Annotated in this window: 20 protein-coding genes; 7 read left to right on the top strand and 13 right to left on the bottom strand. The window is 40.8% G+C overall.

Annotation, left to right across the window (positions count from 1 at the left end; genetic code table 11):
• Positions 1–2 precede the first annotated feature (2 nt).
• The 8 genes from J4N24_RS13660 to J4N24_RS13625 form a co-directional block, all read right to left on the bottom strand.
• Positions 3–686 carry a sulfite exporter TauE/SafE family protein gene (locus J4N24_RS13660; RefSeq protein WP_207534256.1) on the bottom strand — a complete coding sequence of 228 codons (684 nt, stop codon included), beginning with the start codon at positions 684–686 and terminating at the stop codon, positions 3–5.
• Positions 683–1,105 (bottom strand): FixH family protein, encoded by a 423-nt coding sequence (locus tag J4N24_RS13655; protein WP_207534255.1) that lies wholly within the window; start codon positions 1,103–1,105, stop codon positions 683–685. The genes J4N24_RS13660 and J4N24_RS13655 overlap by 4 nt, the downstream gene beginning before the upstream one ends.
• A 4-nt stretch (positions 1,106–1,109) precedes the next feature.
• On the bottom strand, positions 1,110–2,534 hold the full coding sequence (ccoG, locus tag J4N24_RS13650; protein ID WP_369806231.1) for a cytochrome c oxidase accessory protein CcoG: 1,425 nt from the start codon (positions 2,532–2,534) through the stop codon (positions 1,110–1,112).
• Between the two features lie 62 nt (positions 2,535–2,596).
• Positions 2,597–3,508, bottom strand: coding sequence for a cbb3-type cytochrome c oxidase N-terminal domain-containing protein (locus J4N24_RS13645; RefSeq protein ID WP_207534254.1), 912 nt, complete (start codon positions 3,506–3,508; stop codon positions 2,597–2,599).
• Entirely contained in the window at positions 3,505–3,678 is a 174-nt protein-coding gene (locus J4N24_RS13640) for a hypothetical protein (protein WP_207534253.1), read from the bottom strand. Before J4N24_RS13640 ends, J4N24_RS13645 begins: the two co-directional genes overlap by 4 nt.
• A gap of 27 nt (positions 3,679–3,705) precedes the next feature.
• Positions 3,706–5,841, bottom strand: coding sequence for a cytochrome-c oxidase, cbb3-type subunit I (gene ccoN, locus J4N24_RS13635; RefSeq protein WP_207534472.1), 2,136 nt, complete (start codon positions 5,839–5,841; stop codon positions 3,706–3,708).
• Between the two features lie 553 nt (positions 5,842–6,394).
• On the bottom strand, positions 6,395–6,562 hold the full coding sequence (gene ccoS, locus J4N24_RS13630) for a cbb3-type cytochrome oxidase assembly protein CcoS (RefSeq protein ID WP_207534252.1): 168 nt from the start codon (positions 6,560–6,562) through the stop codon (positions 6,395–6,397).
• A 23-nt stretch (positions 6,563–6,585) separates the two neighbouring features.
• Positions 6,586–8,976: a heavy metal translocating P-type ATPase gene (locus tag J4N24_RS13625; protein ID WP_207534251.1), complete on the bottom strand. Its 2,391-nt coding sequence runs from the start codon at positions 8,974–8,976 to the stop codon at positions 6,586–6,588.
• A 165-nt stretch (positions 8,977–9,141) separates the two neighbouring features.
• Here J4N24_RS13625 and J4N24_RS13620 point away from each other — a divergent pair, with 165 nt between their 5' ends.
• Complete coding sequence (locus tag J4N24_RS13620; protein WP_207534250.1) at positions 9,142–10,968, top strand: DNA topoisomerase 3; 1,827 nt, start codon at positions 9,142–9,144, stop codon at positions 10,966–10,968.
• A 219-nt stretch (positions 10,969–11,187) separates the two neighbouring features.
• The gene (locus J4N24_RS25885) at positions 11,188–11,982 is read left to right on the top strand and encodes a response regulator (RefSeq protein WP_207534249.1); all 795 of its coding nucleotides are present in this window, start codon (positions 11,188–11,190) and stop codon (positions 11,980–11,982) included.
• A 297-nt stretch (positions 11,983–12,279) separates the two neighbouring features.
• On the opposite strand, the gene J4N24_RS13610 is transcribed toward J4N24_RS25885, so the two are convergent.
• Positions 12,280–13,056, bottom strand: coding sequence for a PRC-barrel domain-containing protein (locus J4N24_RS13610; RefSeq protein WP_207534248.1), 777 nt, complete (start codon positions 13,054–13,056; stop codon positions 12,280–12,282).
• Between the two features lie 67 nt (positions 13,057–13,123).
• Positions 13,124–14,263, bottom strand: coding sequence for a putative sensor domain DACNV-containing protein (locus J4N24_RS13605; RefSeq protein ID WP_207534247.1), 1,140 nt, complete (start codon positions 14,261–14,263; stop codon positions 13,124–13,126).
• 152 nt (positions 14,264–14,415) lie between these two features.
• Between J4N24_RS13605 and J4N24_RS13600 the strand changes: the two genes are divergently transcribed.
• Together J4N24_RS13600 and J4N24_RS13595 are read left to right on the top strand one after the other, a co-directional pair.
• Positions 14,416–14,835, top strand: coding sequence for a DUF2721 domain-containing protein (locus J4N24_RS13600; RefSeq protein WP_207534246.1), 420 nt, complete (start codon positions 14,416–14,418; stop codon positions 14,833–14,835).
• A gap of 1 nt (position 14,836) precedes the next feature.
• Complete coding sequence (locus tag J4N24_RS13595; RefSeq protein ID WP_207534245.1) at positions 14,837–15,235, top strand: DUF2721 domain-containing protein; 399 nt, start codon at positions 14,837–14,839, stop codon at positions 15,233–15,235.
• A 6-nt stretch (positions 15,236–15,241) separates the two neighbouring features.
• Here J4N24_RS13595 and J4N24_RS13590 read toward each other — a convergent pair whose 3' ends face one another.
• A complete protein-coding gene (locus J4N24_RS13590; protein WP_207534244.1) occupies positions 15,242–16,216 on the bottom strand; it encodes a polyprenyl synthetase family protein in 975 nt (324 codons plus the stop codon).
• A 270-nt stretch (positions 16,217–16,486) separates the two neighbouring features.
• On the opposite strand from J4N24_RS13590, the gene J4N24_RS13585 reads away from it, so the two are divergent.
• Positions 16,487–16,873: a response regulator gene (locus tag J4N24_RS13585; protein WP_207534243.1), complete on the top strand. Its 387-nt coding sequence runs from the start codon at positions 16,487–16,489 to the stop codon at positions 16,871–16,873.
• A gap of 21 nt (positions 16,874–16,894) precedes the next feature.
• On the opposite strand, the gene J4N24_RS13580 is transcribed toward J4N24_RS13585, so the two are convergent.
• Together J4N24_RS13580 and J4N24_RS13575 are read right to left on the bottom strand one after the other, a co-directional pair.
• Entirely contained in the window at positions 16,895–18,796 is a 1,902-nt protein-coding gene (locus J4N24_RS13580; protein WP_207534242.1) for a DUF3858 domain-containing protein, read from the bottom strand.
• Positions 18,796–20,769 carry a DUF3858 domain-containing protein gene (locus tag J4N24_RS13575; protein ID WP_207534241.1) on the bottom strand — a complete coding sequence of 658 codons (1,974 nt, stop codon included), beginning with the start codon at positions 20,767–20,769 and terminating at the stop codon, positions 18,796–18,798. The genes J4N24_RS13580 and J4N24_RS13575 overlap by 1 nt, the downstream gene beginning before the upstream one ends.
• Positions 20,770–20,872: 103 nt before the next feature.
• Between J4N24_RS13575 and J4N24_RS13570 the strand changes: the two genes are divergently transcribed.
• Positions 20,873–21,868, top strand: coding sequence for a 3'-5' exonuclease (locus J4N24_RS13570; protein ID WP_207534240.1), 996 nt, complete (start codon positions 20,873–20,875; stop codon positions 21,866–21,868).
• 195 nt (positions 21,869–22,063) lie between these two features.
• Positions 22,064–22,876: a hypothetical protein gene (locus J4N24_RS13565; RefSeq protein WP_207534239.1), complete on the top strand. Its 813-nt coding sequence runs from the start codon at positions 22,064–22,066 to the stop codon at positions 22,874–22,876.
• The last annotated feature ends 11 nt before the right edge of the window (positions 22,877–22,887 follow it).

Genomic DNA, 22,887 nt, shown 5'->3' with positions numbered 1-22,887 from the left:
AGCTATTTGCAACTACTAACCCCTGGTGTTTGCTGTTCATGGATAAATGGTACATTAAAATTGCTTCCCCTGATCACCAACCATGAACCGATTATAAGGAAAAGAAAAGGGGTTACTGCACTAAATTTAATTCTCTTTTTAAAAAGGATAGGAGCAAGCGCGGTTAAAAGCATAAGCGGAGTAGTTCCAAGTCCAAAGAAAAACATAAAACTTGCCCCCTGTTCGGCAGAACCTGTATTCAAGGAGGCTGCTAATGCCATGTAGACCATCCCGCATGGAAGCAGTCCGTTTAATGCTCCCGCAATTACTCCGCCGTAAGGTTTCGTCAAAACCTTGCTAAATAGCAGTGCCAGGGGCTGACTGAACTTCACTTTAAACTGAGTTTTATGGCGAAATCTCTGCGGCAAGAAATACGGAAGGGCAAGCAGGATCAAGATCAGACCGGAAAATACGCTTAACCCTTTTTGCCATCCCAACAGGTCGAATTGCTTACCAACCACTCCTGCTAACAATCCAATGATCGTGTAAACAAGAATTCTACCCGCTTGGTATGAAATACGCTGAAACAATACCGAGAATATAGACAGTCCCTGAAAAGGAATAGCCATTACCAGAGGGCCGCACATGGCTACACAGTGCAGACTTCCAAATAGTCCGGTAAAGAATGCTAGCGCCTGGTAACTCATGGCATTATAATCTCTTTTTTAACCTGATATACTTTTCCGGCAGCTGTGTACTCGAAATTCAACACCCATTCGCCTTTTCTTAATTGAGCTGAAGGTATCAATAGCGCTTTATTAACAGTTGATCCTTTATAGATATGGTCTCTACCCGCATTGGCAAGGCATTTACTATTAATCTTGTATTCTACATCGCAAGGAAAGGAAACATGTATTCCATCTGTCTGGATGTCCAGTTCAGGAATCACAGAGTCTTTCAATGCAGCCTTATGAGCATTATATTCTTTGTCATAATTAAGGCCCTCCTCATAATAGTTCTTGTCGATCAGCTCATCGTTATCACTTAGTACCATCCTTGCACTTAAAAATACAATGAACGACATAAACAAAAACATCACGAATACTATTTTCTTTCCCCAGTTCATAAGCTTAACTATTTGGTGGTGCAATAAATGTAGTTTCAACTTTATCCAGCACTTTTCCACCGGATATAACTTTAAGCGAAACTGTTGACTTATATTCTTTTATTCCTTTTTTCGGTTTAATAACGAAGAAGGTTACTTTAACACTTTCTCCCTTATTAATTTTGTTCTCCTTGTTGATCACCTGGATCTCACAATTCCGTTCATCAGCTTCAATAGAGAACCTCAGGGCACCCGACGTCTTATTTGTCAGTTCTGCGTTGTAAAGATTACTTACAGTTCCATTATCTCTTTCCTGATACAATGTTCCACCTGCCCTTAAAACAGTGGTTTCTATATCAGTCCGGCGAACAATTAAAGTTGTCGTAGCTGTCATCATCACCAGGAGGATCGCTGCATAACCATAAATTCTTTTACCAAATTTGAATTTTTGACGGCTTTTTATGTTTTCCTCTGATTTGAACCCGATTAAGTCTTCTGCAAGGTTCAGTTTTCGCATAACCGAATTACAGGCATCTATACAAGCGGTGCAATTAATGCACTCCAGTTGAGTCCCATTTCGGATGTCAATTCCAGTAGGGCAAACCTGTATACAAAGATCACAATCAACACAATCGCCTTTTTCCGGGGTAGGATTGTTCCTTTTTCTTTTTCCTCTTGGTTCTCCTCTTATATAATCGTATGCTACAACTAGACTTTTACTATCCAGTAATACTCCCTGCAGTCTTCCATATGGACAGATCACCACACACACCAATTCTCTTAATTTCGAAAATACCAGGTAGAAAACTGCGGTGAAAATTACTATTGAGATAAATCCAACAACATGCTGGTTAATTGGCTCTTTAATGATCTTTATTACTTCAGCAGAGCCAATAATATAGCCGAGGAAGATGTTGGCAATAAGAAAAGAGAGGATGATGAAAATTCCGTGTTTCAAGCTTTTTTTGAATAGCTTCTCTCCAGTTAGCGGCGAGGCATTCAACTTTTTTTGCTTTGAAGCATCTCCTTCAATCAGGATCTCGATCTTACGAAAGAGCATCTCCATGAAGATGGTTTGAGGGCAGGCCCAGCCACACCAGACCCGCCCAAATACCAATGTAAAAAGCAAAACAAATACAAGGAATGTAAGACTGGCAAGAACAAAGATGTAAAAGTCCTGAGGTAGGAAAACGACTCCAAAGAATACGAACTTCCTTTCAATAATATTCAGAAGGATCAATTGCTCCCCGTTAAGCTTAATAAAAGGCCCTGTAAATAAAAGGGTTAATAATACATAGCTAAACCAGGTGCGGTATCTATAGAACGCGCCTTTAATGATCTTTGGATAGATCCATCGCCTATTTTTTCCATCTTCAGTAACGGTTGATGTTCTATCTCTGAATGTTACTTCCATATCGTCCCCCGAACTCCCTGAAAGGGAATTTTTCACTATTAGCGTTCTTGTTTTTCTGTGTTTCAGATTTTGTATATTCCCCCCACCCGGGGGGGATTTTAACCCTCTTTTTCTCCCTGTGGAGCTTTCGGGTTAGCTGGATTCGATCCTTTTAACGACTTGATGTAATTTGCTACATCGGAGATTTGTTTCGGACTTAAAGATTTACCCCATGAAACCATTCCCTTGTCTGGAACTCCATATTTAATAGTCTTAAATACGCTGTTAATTGTTCCCCCGTGGAGCCAGTATTCATCAGTTAAATTAGGTCCTACTACACCCTGCGCCTTGTCTCCATGACATGCGATACAGTTTGCACTATATACCACTGCCCCCGAAGAAAGAGCAGCCTTATCAGTTGTTTCCTTAACACTATTCTCGTCTATATTATTGGCAGAGCCTTTCAGCAGAGCATCTTTTGCTGCTTTAGCTTCATCCATTTCTATCACATATTCTTCTTCCTGAAGTTTACCCCATCCGGAAAAATGATAGGTGAAGAGGTATCCTGCACCAATAGCAATCGTGGCATAGAATAGCCACATGAACCAGGCTGGGGTAGGATTGTCTAATTCTGAAATTCCGTCGAACTCATGTTCAAGGAGGATATCTTTCTCTTCTTCGAGCGGTTTTAATCCGAGGATCTTACTCCAGATACCTGGCTTGCTCTTTTGTAAGGCCTCCCATTCATAATACTCAAGCATCTTTTCCGGCTCGTTGTTAACCGGAGTTGGATTAGCAAGCTCCTTCGAAAGCTTCTTGAATGTGTTTAACAGAACCAGTGCTACTAGTAATAATATAAGGACCAGTAATGCTATGGCTACGCAAAGAAAATCGAGTGCAACACTGCCCGTTCCAAGAAAGCCCGGAGTTGAGGGCTGAACGATCACTGAATCAGCTGCCGCTGCCTGCTCTTGAGAGAAAACAGCTGTGCTTAAAGCAAGGAGGCCAAGGGTATAAATAGCTCTTCTCATTGTTCTTCCTCCGTATCATTTAAAGGGAGCTCACTCATATATTCTATATGGTCTTTTTTCATCTTAAATAGCATTACTGCAACCAGGATGAAGAATATCAGGAATATCCAAAGGGAAGAGATCAGATAGACTTCGCTACCGCCTACTTTGTCTATAAATTGTTTGAACATTGTTGTTGTATTTTAATGTTTTGACCGTTAGTTACTCGCTGTGGCTGCAGCGTCTGCTTTAATATCTACTCCAAGGCGCTGCAGGTATGCAATAATTGCTACAATTTCTCTGTCACTACTTACCTTGATATTATCTGCTGCAAGATTATCAGAGATCATTTTTGCTTGTTCAGCCAGCTTTTTATTTGCTTTCTGTTCAAAGCCTTCGTCGTATGGAACACCTAATGAACGCATCGCATTGATCTTGTCTGCTGTATTAGTTGTATCCAACTGCTGTTCGATTAACCATGGGTATTGTGGCATAATACTTCCCGGAGACATTGTTGTAGGGTCAAGAAGGTGATTAAAATGCCACGCGTTGGAATACTTTCCTCCTTCACGGTGAAGGTCTGGTCCGGTGCGTTTAGATCCCCACAAGAATGGATGGTCATACACAAACTCACCCGCCTTACTATATTCGCCATAGCGCTCTGTTTCTGATCTGAATGGGCGTACCATTTGTGAGTGACAGTTAACACAGCCCTCACGGATATAGATATCCCTTCCCTGTAACTCCAGAGGAGAGTACGGTTTTACACTTGCTATAGTTGGAACGTTAGATGATACAAGGAATGTAGGCATCATTTCGATCATTCCGCCTATCAGGATCACGATCAGGGAAAGCACCATGAACTGCATCGGACGGCGTTCTAAAACCCTGTGCCATGTTTTTTCTGATTTATGAGGCACAAACTCAGCCGGTAGTGGCATCGCTTCAGCTGGTTCATCAGCAAGAAGTTTTCCAAGCACCATCGTTTTTGTCAGGTTATATGCCATTAAGATAACACCAGCAAGGTAGAAAGCTCCTCCTATTGCTCTAAAGACATGCATTGGGATAATCTGCAATGTTGTCTCAAGGAAACCTGGATGTTTTAACATGCCTTCAGGAGTAAACTCTTTCAGCATTAGGCCTTGTGTAAATCCAGACCAGTACATAGGAACGGCATAGAAGATAATACCAAAGGTTCCTAACCAAAAGTGAGTATTGATTAATTTTTTAGAGAAGATCTGAGTTTGATAGATTCTTGGAACCAACCAATATAAGATGGCGAAAGTTAAAAATCCATTCCATCCTAAAGCTCCTACGTGAACGTGAGCCACGATCCAGTCGGTAAAGTGAGCAATCGCGTTGATCTGTTTGAAAGATAACATCGGTCCTTCAAATGTTGCCATACCATAACAGGTAAGACCAACAACCATCAATTTTAAAATAGCATCATCCCGCACCTTATCCCAGGCACCACGAAGAGTAAGAAGACCATTGATCATACCTCCCCAGCTAGGTGCAATAAGCATTATAGAAAATACAACTCCTAATGATTGTGCCCATCCAGGTAAAGATGTGTACAACAAGTGGTGTGGACCAGCCCAGATGTAAATGAATATCAGGGACCAGAAGTGTAGTATACTCAGTTTATAGGAGTACACCGGGCGGTTAGCCATTTTAGGAAGGAAGTAGTACATCATTCCCAAATAAGGCGTAGTGAGGAAGAATGCAACCGCATTGTGTCCGTACCACCACTGAACCAGTGCATCCTGAACCCCTGCAAATAAATAGTAGCTTTTAAAGGCTGAAATCGGAAGCTCGAACGAATTCACGATGTGTAATACTGCAACAGTAACGAAGGTTGCAATGTAAAACCAGATAGCAACATACATATGCTGCTCACGCCTTTTTATGATGGTACCGAACATATTGATACCAAACACTACCCAGATCAATGTGATGGCAATGTCTATTGGCCACTCCAATTCGGCATATTCGTGAGACGTGGTAAGACCTAATGGAAGTGTGATTGCTGCAGCAACAATGATCAACTGCCATCCCCAGAAGTGAATCTTACTTAGGGTATCGCTGAACATCCTTGCTTTGAGTAAGCGTTGAAGAGAATAGTAAACACCCATGAAAATGGCATTACCAACAAATGCAAAAATCACAGCATTGGTGTGCAAAGGACGGATACGTCCGAAGGTGGTGTACTGGTTCCCCAGGTTCATGGCCGGTTTGAATAATTGCATGGCAACCAGTAAGCCAACCGTCATCCCGACAATGCCCCAGATAATGGTAGCAATGCCGAAATTCCTTACTGTCTTGTTGTCGTAGTTGAATTTTTCGAGCTGCATAATTGAAGTATTTCCTCTTCCAAAAGTACCTTCAACGGTCATGATAGCGAATGATTTGCGTGGCTAAGAACAGTGACATTCATCACTTTTTTCTTTTTCTTGCCATATAGGAATAGCTAAAGTAGTAGTAGATAAAGGTTTATAAAATCTTGTTTTTTTATTTAATTTATTGGCTCATAATGATTTGTGTTTCTATCCAGGTTGGTTGAAGAGTTTCGTCGCTGAAAATGTGTGTAATTGTATTGCCAATGACAAGAAGTTTTTTTGGAAATTCTAAATGTTTAAGTTTGGATTTTGATTGGGTAACAGAGCAGAGGGCTTATCTATGGGAGAACAGCCTCTCTGTTACCTCTAACTAACCATCAATCAAGTATTGGTTCCTAACCTTACAATCTTCAGCATTGTCTTACTGCCAAATTCTAAGTGGAGTATTCTTTATTCGAAAGCTGATTTAATTTGGGCAACGAGTAAGAGGTGCCATGGGGGCTTCCTCTTATTGTTACCTCTAACTAACCATCAATCAAGTGTCTTAATCATTCTATTACCCGCATGCTTATTTTGAATCTTCTGAGCCTTTTGGGGCATCATCGTCGAATAAAATGCGCATTGCCGGAGTGTGCATGTCGTCGTTTTGTCCTGTTCGCATTGCCCAGAAAAAAGCGGTTAAAAAAATCAGGGCAATCACAATACTACAACCTATCAGAAAATATATTATACCCATTTCTTTAAATTTTAAATTACCTGCTAAGCCTTTCTTAATTTCAACTGTTTAGAGAAATACCGTGTGCATACACTAGTAAAAGTGATGATCGTAATGGTACTTAAAGGCATAAGCACAGCTGCTGTAAGTGGAGAAAGCGTACCCTGAATTGCGAAGTATACTCCGATAAGATTATAAGAGGCTGAGATTACAAAACTCAGCTTTATAGTCAACATAGCTTTCTTAGCAAGTCTGATAAATTTTGGAAGCTTCACCATTGATTCTCCCTTTATAATTGCATCACAAGCCGGACTGAAATTGTTAATATTATCTGTTACAGCTATTCCCAGATCACTTTGCTTCAGTGCTCCTGCATCGTTCAATCCATCGCCTAACATCATTACATGCTTGTTTTGACTTTGAAGATCTTTTATGTACTCCAGCTTCTCATGAGGTGATTGCTGAAAGAGCATTTGGTCTGGAGAAGGAAAAATATGATACAATGTGTGTTTGTCCTGATCTGTATCTCCAGAAAGCAAGTGGAGATCGGTGAGCTTTCTTAATCCATAAAACAGCCCATATAATCCCTCTCTCCATTGCTGACCAACAGTAAAATACCCTTTATAAGTCCCGTCTATCTCTACATAAACTACGGATGAATCAACAGAGTAATCACCGGAAGTATTCACAAAGGCATGGCTTCCGAGGCGGATCTCTGTATTGTTAACAAATCCTGCAACACCGTTACCTGGTTTCTCTTCAAAGTTCCTCACTTCCAGAAAAGTGTTGGGATTTAAAAATTTAACGATCTCCCGACTTAACGGATGCAGAGAATTGTGAGCAACCGAAGCAACATATACTTTATCCAGTTCGTTTAACTCTCCCGTAAGGCTAATACCACTTGTCCCTGTAATGGTTCCGGTCTTATCGAAAACGGTTGTGTCTACTTTAGCAAGTTTCTCAACTACATCAGTGTTTTTCAAATAGAATTTATTCTTGTCAAAAACACCTAATAATGCAGAAAGAGTAAATGGAGTGCTTAAGGAAAGTACACAGGGACAGGCCACTATTAGTACTGCCGTAAATGCTGCCCAAGCTTTGCTGCTATCATTAGCATAGAGCCAATAACCAGCAGCTGCAAAGGCAATTACGAAACTTACCAGGCTAAAATACTTAGCTATAGTATCATTAAAATTCTCTTCGATAGTCTTCTTAGAGAAGGTCTCATTATTCCATAAACTGGTAAGATAACTTTGAGAAACGGGCTTGATCACTTCAAGTTCTGCAGCAGCACCGATCAAACGTCCACCGGCGTACACAACTTCTCCAGCCACTTTTTTAACGGGCTCTGATTCTCCTGTAACGAAACTAAAATCAAAAAATGCCTCTGTTTTCATCAGGATAGCATCTGCCGGCGTTATTTCATTATTGTGGATAAGCATCCTGTCATTCACATTAAGTTCTGCAACTGCCTGAACTTTTTCACTCCCGTTCTTTAATACACTGACCGCTACCGGAAAGTATGAACGATAGTCGCGCTCAAAGGATAAGTGATAATAACTCCTTTGCTTAACCCAGCGGCCCATCAACAGCAAGAAGATTAAGCCAGTCAATGTATCAGAGAAACCAGCTCCGGTTTGAGTAAGGACTTCAAATACCGTGCGGATAAAAAGCACCGCGATTATTAAGGCTAATGGTGCATCCAGGTTAATTAACTTGTTTTTCAAACCACTCCAGGCTGATTCGAAAAACTCCCTGCTGCAATAAAGGGTTGCAGGAACTGCGAAAGCAAGGTTCAAATATCCAAACAGTGTTTTGTATTGATATTCAAATGCCGAAAGCCCGAAATATTCCGGAAAGCTGAATAACATAACATTTCCCATACATAATCCGGCAACCGCGATCCTTTTTATGAGATCCCTGTTAACAGAACTGTGTTTCTCCTTTACTACATCCTGCAAGCTAATCAGTGGCTCATAGCCAACAGAGACCATTAATTCTACTACCTGTTTTAAACTTACCTCTTCATGCTTAAAGGTCACCGCAACCTGTTTTTTCAGAAAGTCTATCCTTGAATGAAGGATTCCCTGATTCAGTTTATATAAATGTTCCAGCAACCAGATGCAGGAACTGCAATGAATAGAGGGGATGTAAAAAGTTATTTTCGTGATCGTATTGTCGCGATAATCAATAAGGTCTTTGATAATAAACTCTTCTTCCAGAAAAGCATACTGTTGCTCATTGATTTTCTGCGTCTGTCCCGGTGTACTATTATAGGCATAGTAGTCACAAAGGTTTCCTGCAGAAAGGACCTGGTATACACTCTCGCATCCTGCGCAACAAAATGCCTTTTCGTCAAACGTGTAAGTCGTTTGTTTTATCTCAGCCCCGCAATGGTAGCACTTGGTATCTTTAAGAGTAGCCTCCGTAATCATAACGATACAAATATTCCGATAAATGACACCTTAAGGAATGATGTGAGTTAAGCTAGAAAGTGATAGAGATCACAAGTCTCAAACTTTCAACACCTCTCCCGCAAATGAGATAAAAGTTACACCTTTGCAGGCTCTATTATAATAAACACAAAAGCTAAAGCATAGATGAAGGTAGTGATAGCAGAAAAGCCCTCCGTAGCCCGCGAACTTGCAAAGGTTTTTGGCGCAACTGGGAAAAAGGACGGATATATAGAAGGAAAAAATTATTCTTTTACCTGGGCTTTTGGTCACCTGCTTCAATTAGCTCCTCCTCAGGAATATGGCTATTACGGTTGGCGCGTTCAAAATCTTCCCATGCTGCCTGAACGATTTAAGCTTTCCATACGGAAGGTGAAGACAAAAGACGGCATAGTGGACGATCCGTCTGTGAAAAAGCAGCTCGATATTATTAATAAGCTATTTGAAGAAGCCGAAGAAATTATAGTAGCAACGGATGCCGGGAGGGAGGGTGAATTAATCTTCCGATATATATATCATTATCTTAAGTGTAAAAAACCCTTCAAACGTCTTTGGATATCTTCTCAAACAGATGCGGCGATAAAGGATGGATTCAGAAACCTTAAACCGGGCACAGAATACGATACTTTGTTTAGCTCAGCCCATTGCCGTTCGGTTTCTGATTGGTTGGTGGGGATGAATGCTACTCAGGCCTTAAGCATCTCTGCCGGGAATAAATCAGTGTTATCACTTGGTCGTGTCCAGACCCCAACACTCGCTATGATCTGCTCCCGTTATTTGGAGACTAAGAACTTTGTGCCTCAAACGTATTATCAGGTTGCAATTATGCTTAATAAGGAGGGACAGACTTTTAAAGCCGTTTCCATTCAGAACTTTAAGGATAAGGAACAGGCGCAGGAGGTTTTTAACAAGGTGCTGGACGTTGCTTCCGGACATGCTGCAGGCGGACATATTCTGAATGTAGAGGCAAAGTCTAAAAAAGAGCCCCCTCCGCTGTTGCATGATCTGAGCAGTATTCAGCAGGAAGCGAATAAGAAGAAGGGGTACACTGCTGATCAGACGCTTGGCCTCCTTCAGAACTTATACGAGAGCAAGCTCGTTACTTATCCCCGTACAGGAAGTCGCTATATTGGAGATGACATTTTCGCCACTATTCCTTCTTTGATCGAAAAACAAACGAATCATCCCGACTTTGGTAAGCAGGCTCAGTTTCTGCTGGGCACAACCTTAAATAAAAGAAGTGTTAATGCCAAAAAGGTAACCGATCATCATGCAATCCTTCCTACAGGTGAAAATCCGGGTTACTTGCGGGAAGACTTAAAAGCCGTTTACGAAATGGTTGTCGGTCGCATGCTGGAGGCCTTCCATAAAGAATGTTTGAAAGATCTTACTAAAATTACAGTAGAATCAGGATCTAAGTTTACAGCCTCCGGAACAGTTATTAAATCCGCCGGATGGAGATCTGTTTATAATGAACCTGATGATGAGAAAAAAGATGAAGAGAATGCATCTTTACCGAAAGTAGTAGCAGGAGAACATCTTCCCGTGGAGAATAAAGCTCTGGTTGAAAAACAAACGAAACCCAAGCCACTCTACAATGAAGCTACCCTTTTAAAGGCCCTTGAAACAGCTGGTAAAGAAATAGAGGATGAAGAATTGCGCTACGCAATGAAGGATAGCGGGTTAGGTACACCAGCAACCCGTGCCTCAATTATTGAAACCCTTATAACCCGTGAGTACGTAATACGCGAAAAAAAGAACCTGGTACCTACCAATAAGGGTCTTGCTGTTTACGAAGTGGTGAAAGAGAAGAAAATTGCCCAGGCTGAATTGACAGGACAATGGGAAAAACGATTGGAGGAAATAAGATCAGGGGCTTCTGTCGAAGAATTCAAAGAAGAAATAAAGGCCTATACCCGAAGTATAACTGCAGAGCTTTTACAAGCTGGCAAAACGCTGGCAACTGCTGTTTAACCCCTTTCTAAAATCACTTGAATTATGACTCCAGATAAGGGATTTTGTAATTGTTGCTAAAACTCAAACAAACATTAATCAGGCTTGTTAACTCAAGGTGAATTTTTCGGCGAGGAAAAAATAATAATTTCTGTATTCCTTTTTCACAAGATTTCGTAAGTTGTAGAGTTATTATTAAATTAAACTATTCCAGGAACCAAATCACTAAATAGGTAGCCTATGATTTTAATTGTTGATGATGTACCTGAAAATGTATATTCATTACAAAAAGTATTGGAATTTCACGGATTCCAGGTAGACACTGCTTTTTCAGGAGAAGAGGCATTAAGAAAGATCCTTTCAAAGCAATATGTCCTTATCTTATTGGATGTCCAGATGCCAGGCATTGACGGTTTTGAAGTAGCAGAAAATATCAGGGGATTCAAAAAAGCCAAAGATACTGCTGTTGTATTTTTGTCTGCTAATTATACCGATATCAATATGATCATTAAAGGATATAATCAGGGAGCTGTTGATTATATCACCAAACCGGTTGATACCGATCTTCTACTTTTAAAGGTCAAGACCATTTACAAGTTATACGAAGCGAAGCAAGATAATTCCCGTCAGAATCAGGAAATTCTAGTCTTATATGAGCATGCTAAAGAGTATAACCAAACACTGTTGGGCAAGATTGAAAGATTTAAACAGGTTTTTGATCTTGCAGGTGTTGCTCAATGGGAGTACTACACCGAAAACGAACGATTTATTCCGTCCGCTCAGCTTAATAAGTTATTTAATGGAGACGAAGATATATCTGTAAGTAAGAATGATTTTCTTGCTAAATTGGGACTAGCTGAAGATTTTTTAACTGCTGAACCGTATACAGCTACCGAAATTCGACGTATGAGTTGTCAGATTGAGAGGAATTCCGAAAGTAAAGAGTACAAAATTCTGATTCAACCAGAGTTTGAGGAAGAGAAGCTGAAAAGGATTTTGGGAGTAGTTCAGCAGGTAGACGATGCTTTGGTTTAAATTAAGGTATTCCTGATAGGTCATTACACCGCTTTGCTTTCAAGAAATAACCTCACCTGTTTTTCCATCCTGGAAATCCGCTTCATGCCTACAGATCCACTAGTTAAGGTTCAAAGAAAGAAACCTGAACGTGATTGCGGACTTTTGCGGCTATTTGCGGCTATTTGCGGAAGGATGGGTACTTTCTTCGGGGATTGTTCGGAAAAAGGGGGTACCTTCTTCGGAAAACTTCGAAGCCTTTCCGAACCTGCCCTGAACCAGTCTCGGACTTGGGTATAACTTGGTCCCTTCGGTACCCTATCCTTCAGACTTTTCCTCTTGTTCGAAGATAGACACAGAGCCGTTCTTGTTCAATATCTCTGAAGCTCTCAGCGCTTCATTAGAATTGTTAATTCGGATACTAATAAGGGAACCTCCGTTTGCTACACTTGGTGTTTCAATTTCATCTGCGCCAGTGTTGGTTGCAGCAGCGGTAGAAGAAAGTTCCACATCATCTGCATTAAACCCCGCCGCCAGAAGTTCAGTTATTGCCGACTCAGCCTCAAGTCCGTCATCAAACACCGCTTGCACCTTTTTTACCGTCTCTGCAGATCCTACAAAATTAAACAAGTGAGTAGTGCTAAAGAGTTTGTTACTATAGAAACTCTCCGGGTCAATAGTCTCAGGGTGGCCTGTTATAGGCGTACTTTCTTCTTCTTTTTGTTCTTCAAGGTACGCTAGTCGCACCATATTTTCTACTCCTGGATTTACCTGGCCTTTCATGTAATCGGGCAGATGCTCAATGAAGGAGGAGCTTAAAGACGAAATTTCAATATATTCTGGATTGTCTACAACAATTACTCCGATCGGTGCCAATATTTGCCTGGCATTCCCACTATTTAAGCCAATATCGAGGATCACATACCTTACTTTCTTCGACTGTACATCGTATAAGAGATCGCTTATCTTGCCAATTACTTCACCGTTTGCGTTCCTGACGTTGCGGTTACGTATATCAATAGGAAAATCAACCGTTGAAAGGGCTTCACCTTCCAATTGTTCAAGTCGACTGCTGTAATTCAGGTTATCTAACATGTTTTAAGTTATAAGTCCTGAAGCTCTAACAAGTCATAATGCTAATTGTTGAAACTTCTTTCAGAACCTAAAGAAGTAAGGAATCCACGCGATGGGCATGAACCATTCCCTCACATGGTGACCATGCAAAGATGGTAAAGCGTCCATCCTGGGAAGCAACGAGAGCCAGCGAACCTTTTTGGTCGTGTACAAATTGGGCTGCAGAAAGATGCCTTGTTCCCCCTGTTAGAGAAGGATGCACCACCAATGCCTTATTGCCAACTACGGGTTCTGTAAGGATAATTTTCTCCACTTGTTCACTTCCTGATGCCCGGTGAATTTTAGCTCCAAAGGCAAGCAACTCACAGTCCTGGGTAATAATAGTGGCACCATCTACTGCAGATAGACCGGTAATATAATCAACTTCCCTGTTTAATGCAGTTTGCCAGGATACATCCTGCTTTTCTTGTTTGCTTTGCTGAAGTAACTGGGCGAGTCCGTTAAAGGAGGGAGCTACAGGATAAGTAATGGGTTGAACAATTGATCTTTTCCATTCGTCTGTATCTTTAGGTACAACAAGCAATGCACCACCGCGTCCATGAGCTCTCATCGAAGCAGCCATTTGCACCAGAACATTAATGGATGTATTCCAGGATGATGTAGAATTTAGACCCATCATATTGGTGAGCAAGTCGGGGCAATCGGGTATGGTTGATGTTTCATCCAGTACGATCTTCACCTGATCTCCATCCAGGATTGCTACGTTAACAAATTTACCGAAGCCTTGTGTCCGCCTGTGTTTCACTACTAACAGGCCCGGTTCTACCACCTCTAAGATGAAGCAAAACGGCGGTACCGACTTAGTTGTGCCCCAAAGATATAGCTCCTCAGAATCTCTCCATACACCCAGGTGGATCCCGCTTCTTTCTACACCCGGAGCAATCTTCGTAAGGATTTTTGGACTCAACGGCAGCTTTCTCCCAAACAATAATGGATTTTCACACTCACCCGGAGGTAAGAATGCAAGAGATATTTTGGGAGAGCGTCCTTCTTCCCTCCGAAGGCTAGACCAAAAGCCTGCATTGATAATAGCTTCGATAGTTTTGATATCAGGCTGCTGCAAAAATGCATCACTCTCTTTACCTGCAATTGCAGCGAAGTGATTTTCGAAATGTGAAGCAACTGCTGATGCTACTATCTTGGCTGAATGAATGGATGACTCGGACATATTTTTTAATCGTTACTAAAATAAAGAATATTGTTTAGCAGAACTGAATGTTTAGATCATTAAAGCGTAATAAATGTTGAAGCTCCTAAGTTTACTTCGGTTATTAAATGCGTGAGAAGATGTACATTTAAGCGCTTTTTTTCTGCAATAAAATGGAAATTACTCTTACTACGCCGGCTCTTCTTTTTCCTGCTATTTCTCTTCTGCTACTTGCCTACACCAATAGATTTCTTGCCCTCGCAGGATTGGTCAGGAATTTGAAGACTCAGTACCAGGAAAGTCTAAATCCAAACCTTCTGGGTCAAATTTCAAATCTGCGTACCAGGATCCTTCAAATACGGAACATGCAGGCCTGCGCTATTCTTAGCTTTTTTATGTGTGTATTAACCATGTGGCTGCTATATAATGGGGAACAACTAATAGCGAAGTATAGCTTTGGCGCCAGTTTACTTCTTTTAATGATCTCACTTTTTATCTCTCTTAGGGAGATTCAAATATCAGTGAAGGCGTTGGAGATTGAGTTAAGTGATTTGGAAGAACTGATGAAGGAGTCGAAATTAAAGCAAAACTAGAATGGACTTTTCAGTCACCACTCCTGCAATTCTATTTCCTGCAACCTCTCTAATTCTTTTGGCTTACACCGCTAAGCTAATCCACTTAGGAAGCCTGGTCAGAGCATTGAAAAATAAGTTTCAGCAGCAGCAGCAGCCTGGGTTACTAAAGGAAATGGAAAACTTAAAAAAGCGTATATTTCTAATCAGAAGCATGCAGGCTGCTGGCGTATGCTGCCTGCTGTTTTGTTCCACCTGCATGTTGTGCTTGTTTGCTAACTGGCTTCTGGCTGCCAAGATCAGCTTTAGCATAAGCCTGATCTTGCTTCTAATGGCGCTTGCCTGTTGCTTTCGCGAAATTCAGATTTCTGCTACCGCTCTTCAAATAGCGTTACAGGAATTAGAGGAAGATAAAAAATAAGGCGTTCTAATTTTCTCTAACCAGTAATTCTTCCGCAAATGTTTTAAGCAGATCTTTCTTCTCGCTGCTTGCATTTACTTTAGCTAAAGCCGAAAGTGCTTTTTCAGCAAAATCATTCATTTGTTCCTCGGCAAGTTGGCGCACGCCCAACTGATTATAGATATCGGTTACAGCTCTTACCTTGGTTTGTGCGTCAAATTCTTCAGCGTTCAACCAATAATTCAACTGCTCTTCTTCCAAGTTTTCTGCTAATTCGAGAGCCTTGATCAGAAGGAAAGTCTTCTTATTAGAAATAATATCGCCACCCACTTGTTTACCGAACTTATGAGGATCTCCATAAACATCCAGTATGTCGTCCTGAAGTTGAAAGGCTAGTCCCAAATTTTCTCCGAAATCATACAAAAGTTCAGCCTGTTCCTTAGCCGCATTTCCAATCAGGGCACCTATTTTTAAGCTTCCGGCTAGTAATACGGCGGTTTTTAGACGGATCATTTCAAGGTATTCGGCAATAGTTACGCCGTCTAATCCTTCGAAATTCATGTCTATCTGCTGCCCTTCACATACTCCCGTTGCGGTTTGATTAAAAATTCTCAACACTTCCCGTAAAATACGATCGTCCACGCTCATTAAAAGCTCATATGCTTTAACAAGCATAACATCACCAGAAAGAATTGCGATGCTATCATTCCACTTGGCATGGACGGTAGGTTTTCCTCGCCTTAACGGGGCTTTATCCATAATGTCATCGTGCATTAAGGTGAAGTTGTGAAATGCTTCAATTGCAACTGCAGGGTCAAGCGCTTTTAACACACTGCCGTCAAACAGGTTGCAGGCCATGAGTAATAGTGCCGGTCTTAGCCGTTTCCCTCCTAATGACATTATGTACCTTATGGGTTCATAAAGTTCTGAAGGAGACACTGGATATTCTTTTTCAGCAATTTGTTTGTTAATCAGATCTTGAAGTTGAGAAATTGAATACATAGTTTTTGTTACGCTGTAATGGCCCTGCTTACTTTTTATGTGTGCCGCGAATTTATAACAATATTCGCTTAATGTTTTGTTTAATTGAAAAGCCTAAAATCGAAAAAGATATTTCTGGGAAAATTGGGCTTAATATTTGATAATATTCAGATGATAGTAGGTGGGGTGTGTTTATAACGGGTTTGATGTTGAAAAATCAAAGGGTTATTTCAGATGTAGTTAAAAACCACTTGAGTATTAATACGTTTAAATTTTACACGAACAAAGAACATGAAACGCGTTTTGGTATGCGACGACGATATAACTATCTCAGAAATAGTTGCATTGGTACTAACTGATGCAGATTGGGAGGTTTATACTCTACCTGATTGCAATAATATAATAGAGAAGGTTGCATCAATAAACCCTTCCGTTATTTTTATGGATAATAAAATTCCGGATGAGGGAGGCATTGTAGCCACACAACAGATAAAAAATGACCCTGATTATAAGCAGATCCCTGTTATCTATTTTACAGCAAATAGTGATATCGACGAGCTGGCAAAAGAGGCCGGGGCAGATTTTATCCTTCAAAAGCCTTTTAACATATCTCAGTTGGAGGAAACTGTTAGTAAGGCATTTAGGGCTTATACTAAGAAACATTCGGACGTGGAATAAACCTCCGCGTCCGAATGTTCATTACCTTCTTACCAAGGTGATAATTCCGGTATCCAACTCGTGGATCTCCTGGAAAAAATTTACAAGGTCTGCATATTGTTCTGCGGGATAGGTCCCATCATTTAATTGCAAGGTGCGCTTATAAATTATTTTATTTCCAGAGTACGATATGTCGCAGGTGTATTTGCCAAAAGCCTTGTCTACTATTCTTTTTTCGGCAGGAAAAGTTGTATTGTAGTTTTCTGGCAAATTAAAAGTAATAAGATCTTCATCGTACCAGCTTCGGTTAATATACACCGCATTTAGGCGGTTCCGCACCTCCTTTGGTACGCGGTCAAAAACATTCAACTTATTAATAGGCAAAAGGAGCTTGCCATCTACTAAAGAACAATAATCATTAGATATAAAGGAAAGATTTTCAATGGTCGATGGTTTAGGGTCTTCTAGCTTTTTATATTGGAGTTGTGTGGTCTGAAAGGTTAACTTGGGATACAGATCTCCGATTTTTTTTACCTGTTCTTCGTAGGGTTCATTCAATAACTCGTCATGATTGTCGTACTGGGCCCCTGAGAATTGGGTGGTTAATTTTCCCGTTACCGCTCCCTGAGCAGAAATAGTAAGTTCAGCCGTTCTTATCTGAGCATTTTCTTTTGTTTCCATCTTAGGTGTCCGCATTAGTTTCCCACCTTCCGGAGTGCAGGCAAGTACCACCCGGTCATCAGTAAAATCACCAAGAAAACCAAATGGAGAATGCTGACTTGTACACTCCAACCAGGTTGTGTCGCTTTTAAATGGCAAACACAGGATAACGTGGTTTCCCTGATTTAAACTGGTAAATGAATCTTCGATGTTTCGTCTGAACGAGCCCGCATAAACAACGCAGTAATAGGATTCTATCCCTGCTACATTCAACAGAGCCTTGGTATAATTTACAAGGCCTTTGCAATCACCATAGCCTAACCGGTCTACCTCTGCAGCTGGAAAGGGCTGATATCCTCCAATTCCTATTTGAACGCTGATATAGCGGGTTTTCTTCTGCATGTATTGATAGACCAGTTTTGCTTTTTCTTTGGGCGTTACAGCATTTTTAATCAATTCCAGAATTTCCTGCCGGGTTTGCTCTGTTAATACATCTCTTCCTTTAAGTAAGGTTTCGCTCATCCATCTTCCATACTCAGCCCAATTACTAAAGCTTCCCTTGATTCCTTTATAGGCAAAATTCTCTGGAGCTAGCTTAACCATTGGGAGGAATTTATCGTAGTCCGGGCTGTAAGGTTCGTCCCTTAATGCAGCTATATTATTTATCTCCCAGCTTAGCATTTTAGTGTTGCCTTCAGTGGTCTCGCTATGCTTTCCTGAAAAGCAATACTCTTTAAAACGCAGTTTGAAATCGATGGGGCAAATGAATTTCAGACTGCTTTTTTCCAGGGATACAGCTGTTGAATTAACAGGTACCCAGCTAGGGAAGAAAAGGCTTTGTTTAGTCTTGATCTCCACCTCATATTCAATGGTGTAGGGGTAGGTGGTAACTGCGGGGTTGTAATGTTTCACTCTATCATCAAGGTAAAGCGAATAATCTGAGATGCTCTGATCCTGAAAGTTCTTCTCTCCAAACTTTCCAACCGGTAATCCAAACTCGTTGTATATCGAACCCTTAATGGACTTTATCTGACTTATCTTGTCATAATAAAATCTCATCCTTCCCTCGCTACGGCCCGACTCATTCAGTATAGTAACCGCAAATTTCGTGTGGTATACTACATCGGTCAAATCATTCACCCTGATTTCTTCGTCGTACGCTCTTACCACTGCACCAGCTTTAATCAGTAGATTTTTCGGTATAGAGCTAACAGCATAATTCGTTTGTGCAAAAGCCTTTGATCCAAGAAGTATAAGGCTCAGAAATATTATTTTTATATTCATTATTTCTTCTTGAATATCAGGTCCACTTGTTGTGATTGAATAATCTTATTATACAACTCCTTCAGGTAAGGATATTCCTCGGGACTATAAATCGCTTTAGTTAACAACTTGTGGTTCATAAAGGTTAGAGTATTAGCTTCTACAGCCGTATTTGAAATAAATTTACCGCCACTATTTGGCAAGGCTAAACCAATATTTGAAGGTTTATTTGTGATTTCGAAATTTGCTGGATAGTTAATTTCGACGATGATCCTGGTCTCAGAAGCGGCTCCAAGATCAATAGGGTAGTTTCGTTCTTCCAGCTTAAGAGGGTTTTCGGAGAGCCTCTCCAGAAAATAAGGATTTAGAATTAAGCGATCTTTAGAAACTTTGTCAGCAATGTCTATCTCAATTTCATATTTCTCCGATAAGGACTGATCAACCGTGTCAAGGTTCTGAATATCGTGTTTCAATATCTTAATCTTCTGAAGGCTTTCGTCAAGGTTCTCCACGTAGTCATCAATAGAGTTATATTTTTTGATCATCCTACGCTTATCGTAGGCCTCATAACCAGCAGAATAGACAGAAAAAGTCCCTGCAGCCTTGCCATTCTCATTAATATCTAGTTTCAGGCTTACGGTTTTACTTTGTTTTTGAGATGCTTTTAAATCGATCCAGTATGACGCTTTATTTAATGACATTACCCTTCCTCTGTCGTTAATGCACCGTAAAGGCAATAAGCCAAAGGGCAGAAGCTGATCGGTGGCGTCAAGTAAGTAATAAGTATCCCCAATATTCACCTTGCAAACTACGTAGTCAAAATCGCTCACTACAGGAAATAAATTATTTATCAGACCATTATCCCGGGTAGACAGCATTACAGCTTCAGCATCCAGGCCTGCAGAATTCATAGCAGCAACCAAAGAAAGATTAATGTCTCCCACGTTTCCTGCATGTCCCTCAAATGCTTTCTTCAGGCCCTCGTCTGTGTATTTTCCTCTGATACCATTCCAGCGAAACCAGGTTTGCATAAAATGATATATACCCTTAGCTTTTTCAAGGGGATCTGATGCTGTAAGCGTCGTAGCTGGAAGTCGGTCCTTGAAGAAATCTTTCTTTTTCAGTTGCAGGCCAAACCATTCGTGCGTTTTAAGCTCGTGATCAATATCCTTCCACTCCTTAGTGTAATTTGTTTTAACACCATGGAAATCGGTGTAATCTGAGAGCTCGTAATACATTGCTGCCTTAAAATTGCTTGCGGCTGTCATGTAGGCTTCCTCCTTAAATGCGGGAATATTTTCCATGGCATAGATCATTTTAGAGCAATCTACCTTGAATCCTCCCCCCGGAGAATAACATTCTTTTTCAACCTCCCCCTTATTTTTGCTTAGCTTGAATGGTCCGCGAAGCGACACATTATAATTGTAGTTGCCGGGAATTCTTGGAGAGAACTCTGAATAGATCTTAGGGATATCCTCCTGAAACTCCCAGGTACGAAAGTTGTGTATAAAGGGAGATTCAATTTGGTAAGAGTACTCAATGATACTTCCTGGGCGGATATTTGGCAGGGCAAATTTTACCTGGTCGCTGAATTTAGTAGCTTTTGTCTGCTTAAATATCTGCTTAGGATCAAGATCGCTCTGGCGCATCAACCCGTTTTCATCTGGATAGAACGTTACGCCTTTTATGTCTCTCATCGTCTCAAAGGCGTCGCCGCCCTGATTTCGTATCATTACCGCTATTTGTCCTTTGTCGAAAGCCTTGCTATTGAAGATCTTCAGGCGAACATGATAATTAAAAATAAGATTGGAGTTGCTACTGCTGATATAAGCCGTACCAAATTCTCTTAGGACCACAGCATTCGCGCTGGTATCCTGACCATACTTTTTTAACTCGAACTCTGTTGATGTAGGTTTACCAAACTGGAAATCTTCTTGTGCTTTAAGGTGAAAGCAAGATAGGGCTAATAGGCCCAAAATCAATGTCTTTTTCATGTAATAAGGTTTTTGCCTAAACTCAATACAATAATAAAATTTTAATAAAGCTTATAAAAATTTTAATTCTTTTCTAAAAGGATTTTCCGACCTTTGAAAATACATGAAGCTCAATTTAAAACGACCTCTTGCCTTTTTTGATCTTGAGGCTACAGGTACTAATCTTGGTGTGGATCGCATTGTGGAGATTGCAGTCCTGAAAGTCCTTCCTGACGGATCTCAGGAAATGAAGGTATCGAGGATTAATCCGGAGATGCCTATTCCTTTAGAAACATCTTTAATTCATGGTATATACGATGAAGATATTAAAGATGAGCCTACTTTCAAACAAATCGGTCAAGAGTTCGCCGACTTCCTTATAGACTGTGACCTTGCGGGCTATAATTCAAATAAGTTTGATATTCCTATGCTGATGGAAGAATTCTTGAGGGCAGGAGTAGCATTTGAGCTTGATGATCGCAAGTTTGTCGATGTACAGAATATTTTTCACCAGATGGAGCAGCGGACTTTAAAGGCTGCGTACAAATTCTACTGCGGGAAGCAGATAGAGAATGCGCATTCTGCCGAGGCTGATATCCGTGCTACTTACGAAGTATTATTAGCTCAGTTAGAAAAATATCAGGACACGGAATGGGAAGATAAAAAAGGCAATAAATCCAAGCCTGTGCAAAATGATGTAGATGCCCTTCACGTATTTACAAATTTGAGCCGCCCCGTTGATTTTGCCGGAAGGATGGTTTTTAATGAACACGGGATAGAAGTATTCAACTTTGGTAAACACAAAGGAAAATGTGTAGAGGAAGTATTTACTTTAGAACCCAGTTACTATTCCTGGATGCAACAGGGAGATTTTCCTTTATACACAAAAAGATGTTTGGAGAAGATCTGGGTACGCTGGAATAACAAGAAGGTTTTGGTAAAACAGGAAACTACCCGTACGGTTACGGTTGAGGAAGTACGACAAAACAGGAATCAATACCAGGGGCAGAAGCCGAATTTTCAAAAGAAGGAGTATAATCCGAACTATAAAAAGCCTGAAAAGTCTGAGCCTATTACGAACGATATGCTCGATTTGCTAAAGCAGAAGTTCGGGAAATAACCTTTGCTCATAAAGTTATTGTAAACCCGTAGGATAAGTTATGCTTTCCTACGGGTTTTTTCTTTTAAGAATTTTTACTGGGGATAAAATCGCAGAAAAGAGGCAGGTCGTATCTTTTTTTCCGGGCAAGGTATCTTTCGTTTTCTAAAGAATGTACTTATCACTACAATTGCTTATCTAACATCAATCGACCAAATGAATCTTTTAAAACTCACAGTTAGCGCTATCCTTGCATCTGTTGCACTTCAGGCCATTGGCCAGAAATTACCCGAAACTCAGCAAAATGCACTCTGGGCTGCTTCTCCCTTAAAAGCCGATGGAAAGCTTGATCCGGCAACAAGGTTTCAGGCTTACAATAAAAATACCCGTCTCTCTTACAGTTTAAGTAATGATGCTACTAATCTCTATCTCGTTATTCAGTCGACCGATGTAAACAAGATATTAATGGGAGGAATAACTTTCACGGTGAATGCTGCTGGAAAGAAAAAGGAAAAGGACGCTGCGTCATTTACGTTTCCGGTAGTAAGCAGGCAAACCAGAGGACAAAGAGGGCAGGGAGGATTTGGACAAAGAATGGGGGGGCAGGGAGGAACGGTGGATTCTGCTGCGGTGCTTGAGCGTAGAAAGCAGCAACTTGCACAGTCCAGGGAAATTAAAGTATTAGGAGTGGAAAGTATAGCAGATTCACTAATTTCTATTTACAATGAGTACGGTGTCAAAGCAGTATCGCGTGTAGACCTTCACGGAACTTATATTTATGAATTAGCAATTCCCTTTACTTTGCTGCAAATTGATGCGGCCAAGTCTAAAGAGTTTGCCTATAGTATAAAAGTAAATGGCCGTCAAATGAATATCAGGTTTGAGGGTGGAGGAAACCGGGAGGGTGGATTTGGGGCTGGTGGCTTTGGAGGCGGAGGAAATGGAGGCGGAGGAAGTCGTCAGAACTTTGATCCTTCTATGTTTGAACCAACCTTCTTCTGGGAAAAATACACGCTTGCGAAGCAATAACCTTAGCCCAA

Source organism: Desertivirga arenae (genome assembly GCF_017355785.1).
GTDB lineage: Bacteria > Bacteroidota > Bacteroidia > Sphingobacteriales > Sphingobacteriaceae > Desertivirga > Desertivirga arenae.
The sequence above is the reverse complement of the archived record's forward strand: the minus strand, read 5'-3'. Positions and strand labels throughout refer to the sequence as shown.

Coding starts and splice junctions, on each gene's coding strand:
- J4N24_RS13590 (WP_207534244.1), bottom strand. CDS start 16,216: ATGTATTCAATTTCTCAACTTCAAGATCTGATTAACAAACAAATTGCT.
- J4N24_RS13625 (WP_207534251.1), bottom strand. CDS start 8,976: ATGATTACGGAGGCTACTCTTAAAGATACCAAGTGCTACCATTGCGGG.
- J4N24_RS13655 (WP_207534255.1), bottom strand. CDS start 1,105: ATGAACTGGGGAAAGAAAATAGTATTCGTGATGTTTTTGTTTATGTCG.
- ccoN (WP_207534472.1), bottom strand. CDS start 5,841: ATGCAGCTCGAAAAATTCAACTACGACAACAAGACAGTAAGGAATTTC.
- J4N24_RS13660 (WP_207534256.1), bottom strand. CDS start 686: ATGAGTTACCAGGCGCTAGCATTCTTTACCGGACTATTTGGAAGTCTG.
- J4N24_RS13640 (WP_207534253.1), bottom strand. CDS start 3,678: ATGTTCAAACAATTTATAGACAAAGTAGGCGGTAGCGAAGTCTATCTG.
- J4N24_RS25885 (WP_207534249.1), top strand. CDS start 11,188: ATGATTTTAATTGTTGATGATGTACCTGAAAATGTATATTCATTACAA.
- J4N24_RS13595 (WP_207534245.1), top strand. CDS start 14,837: ATGGACTTTTCAGTCACCACTCCTGCAATTCTATTTCCTGCAACCTCT.
- J4N24_RS13610 (WP_207534248.1), bottom strand. CDS start 13,056: ATGTTAGATAACCTGAATTACAGCAGTCGACTTGAACAATTGGAAGGT.
- J4N24_RS13570 (WP_207534240.1), top strand. CDS start 20,873: ATGAAGCTCAATTTAAAACGACCTCTTGCCTTTTTTGATCTTGAGGCT.
- J4N24_RS13605 (WP_207534247.1), bottom strand. CDS start 14,263: ATGTCCGAGTCATCCATTCATTCAGCCAAGATAGTAGCATCAGCAGTT.
- J4N24_RS13620 (WP_207534250.1), top strand. CDS start 9,142: ATGAAGGTAGTGATAGCAGAAAAGCCCTCCGTAGCCCGCGAACTTGCA.
- J4N24_RS13600 (WP_207534246.1), top strand. CDS start 14,416: ATGGAAATTACTCTTACTACGCCGGCTCTTCTTTTTCCTGCTATTTCT.
- J4N24_RS13580 (WP_207534242.1), bottom strand. CDS start 18,796: ATGAATATAAAAATAATATTTCTGAGCCTTATACTTCTTGGATCAAAG.
- J4N24_RS13565 (WP_207534239.1), top strand. CDS start 22,064: ATGAATCTTTTAAAACTCACAGTTAGCGCTATCCTTGCATCTGTTGCA.
- J4N24_RS13645 (WP_207534254.1), bottom strand. CDS start 3,508: ATGAGAAGAGCTATTTATACCCTTGGCCTCCTTGCTTTAAGCACAGCT.
- ccoS (WP_207534252.1), bottom strand. CDS start 6,562: ATGGGTATAATATATTTTCTGATAGGTTGTAGTATTGTGATTGCCCTG.
- J4N24_RS13575 (WP_207534241.1), bottom strand. CDS start 20,769: ATGAAAAAGACATTGATTTTGGGCCTATTAGCCCTATCTTGCTTTCAC.
- J4N24_RS13585 (WP_207534243.1), top strand. CDS start 16,487: ATGAAACGCGTTTTGGTATGCGACGACGATATAACTATCTCAGAAATA.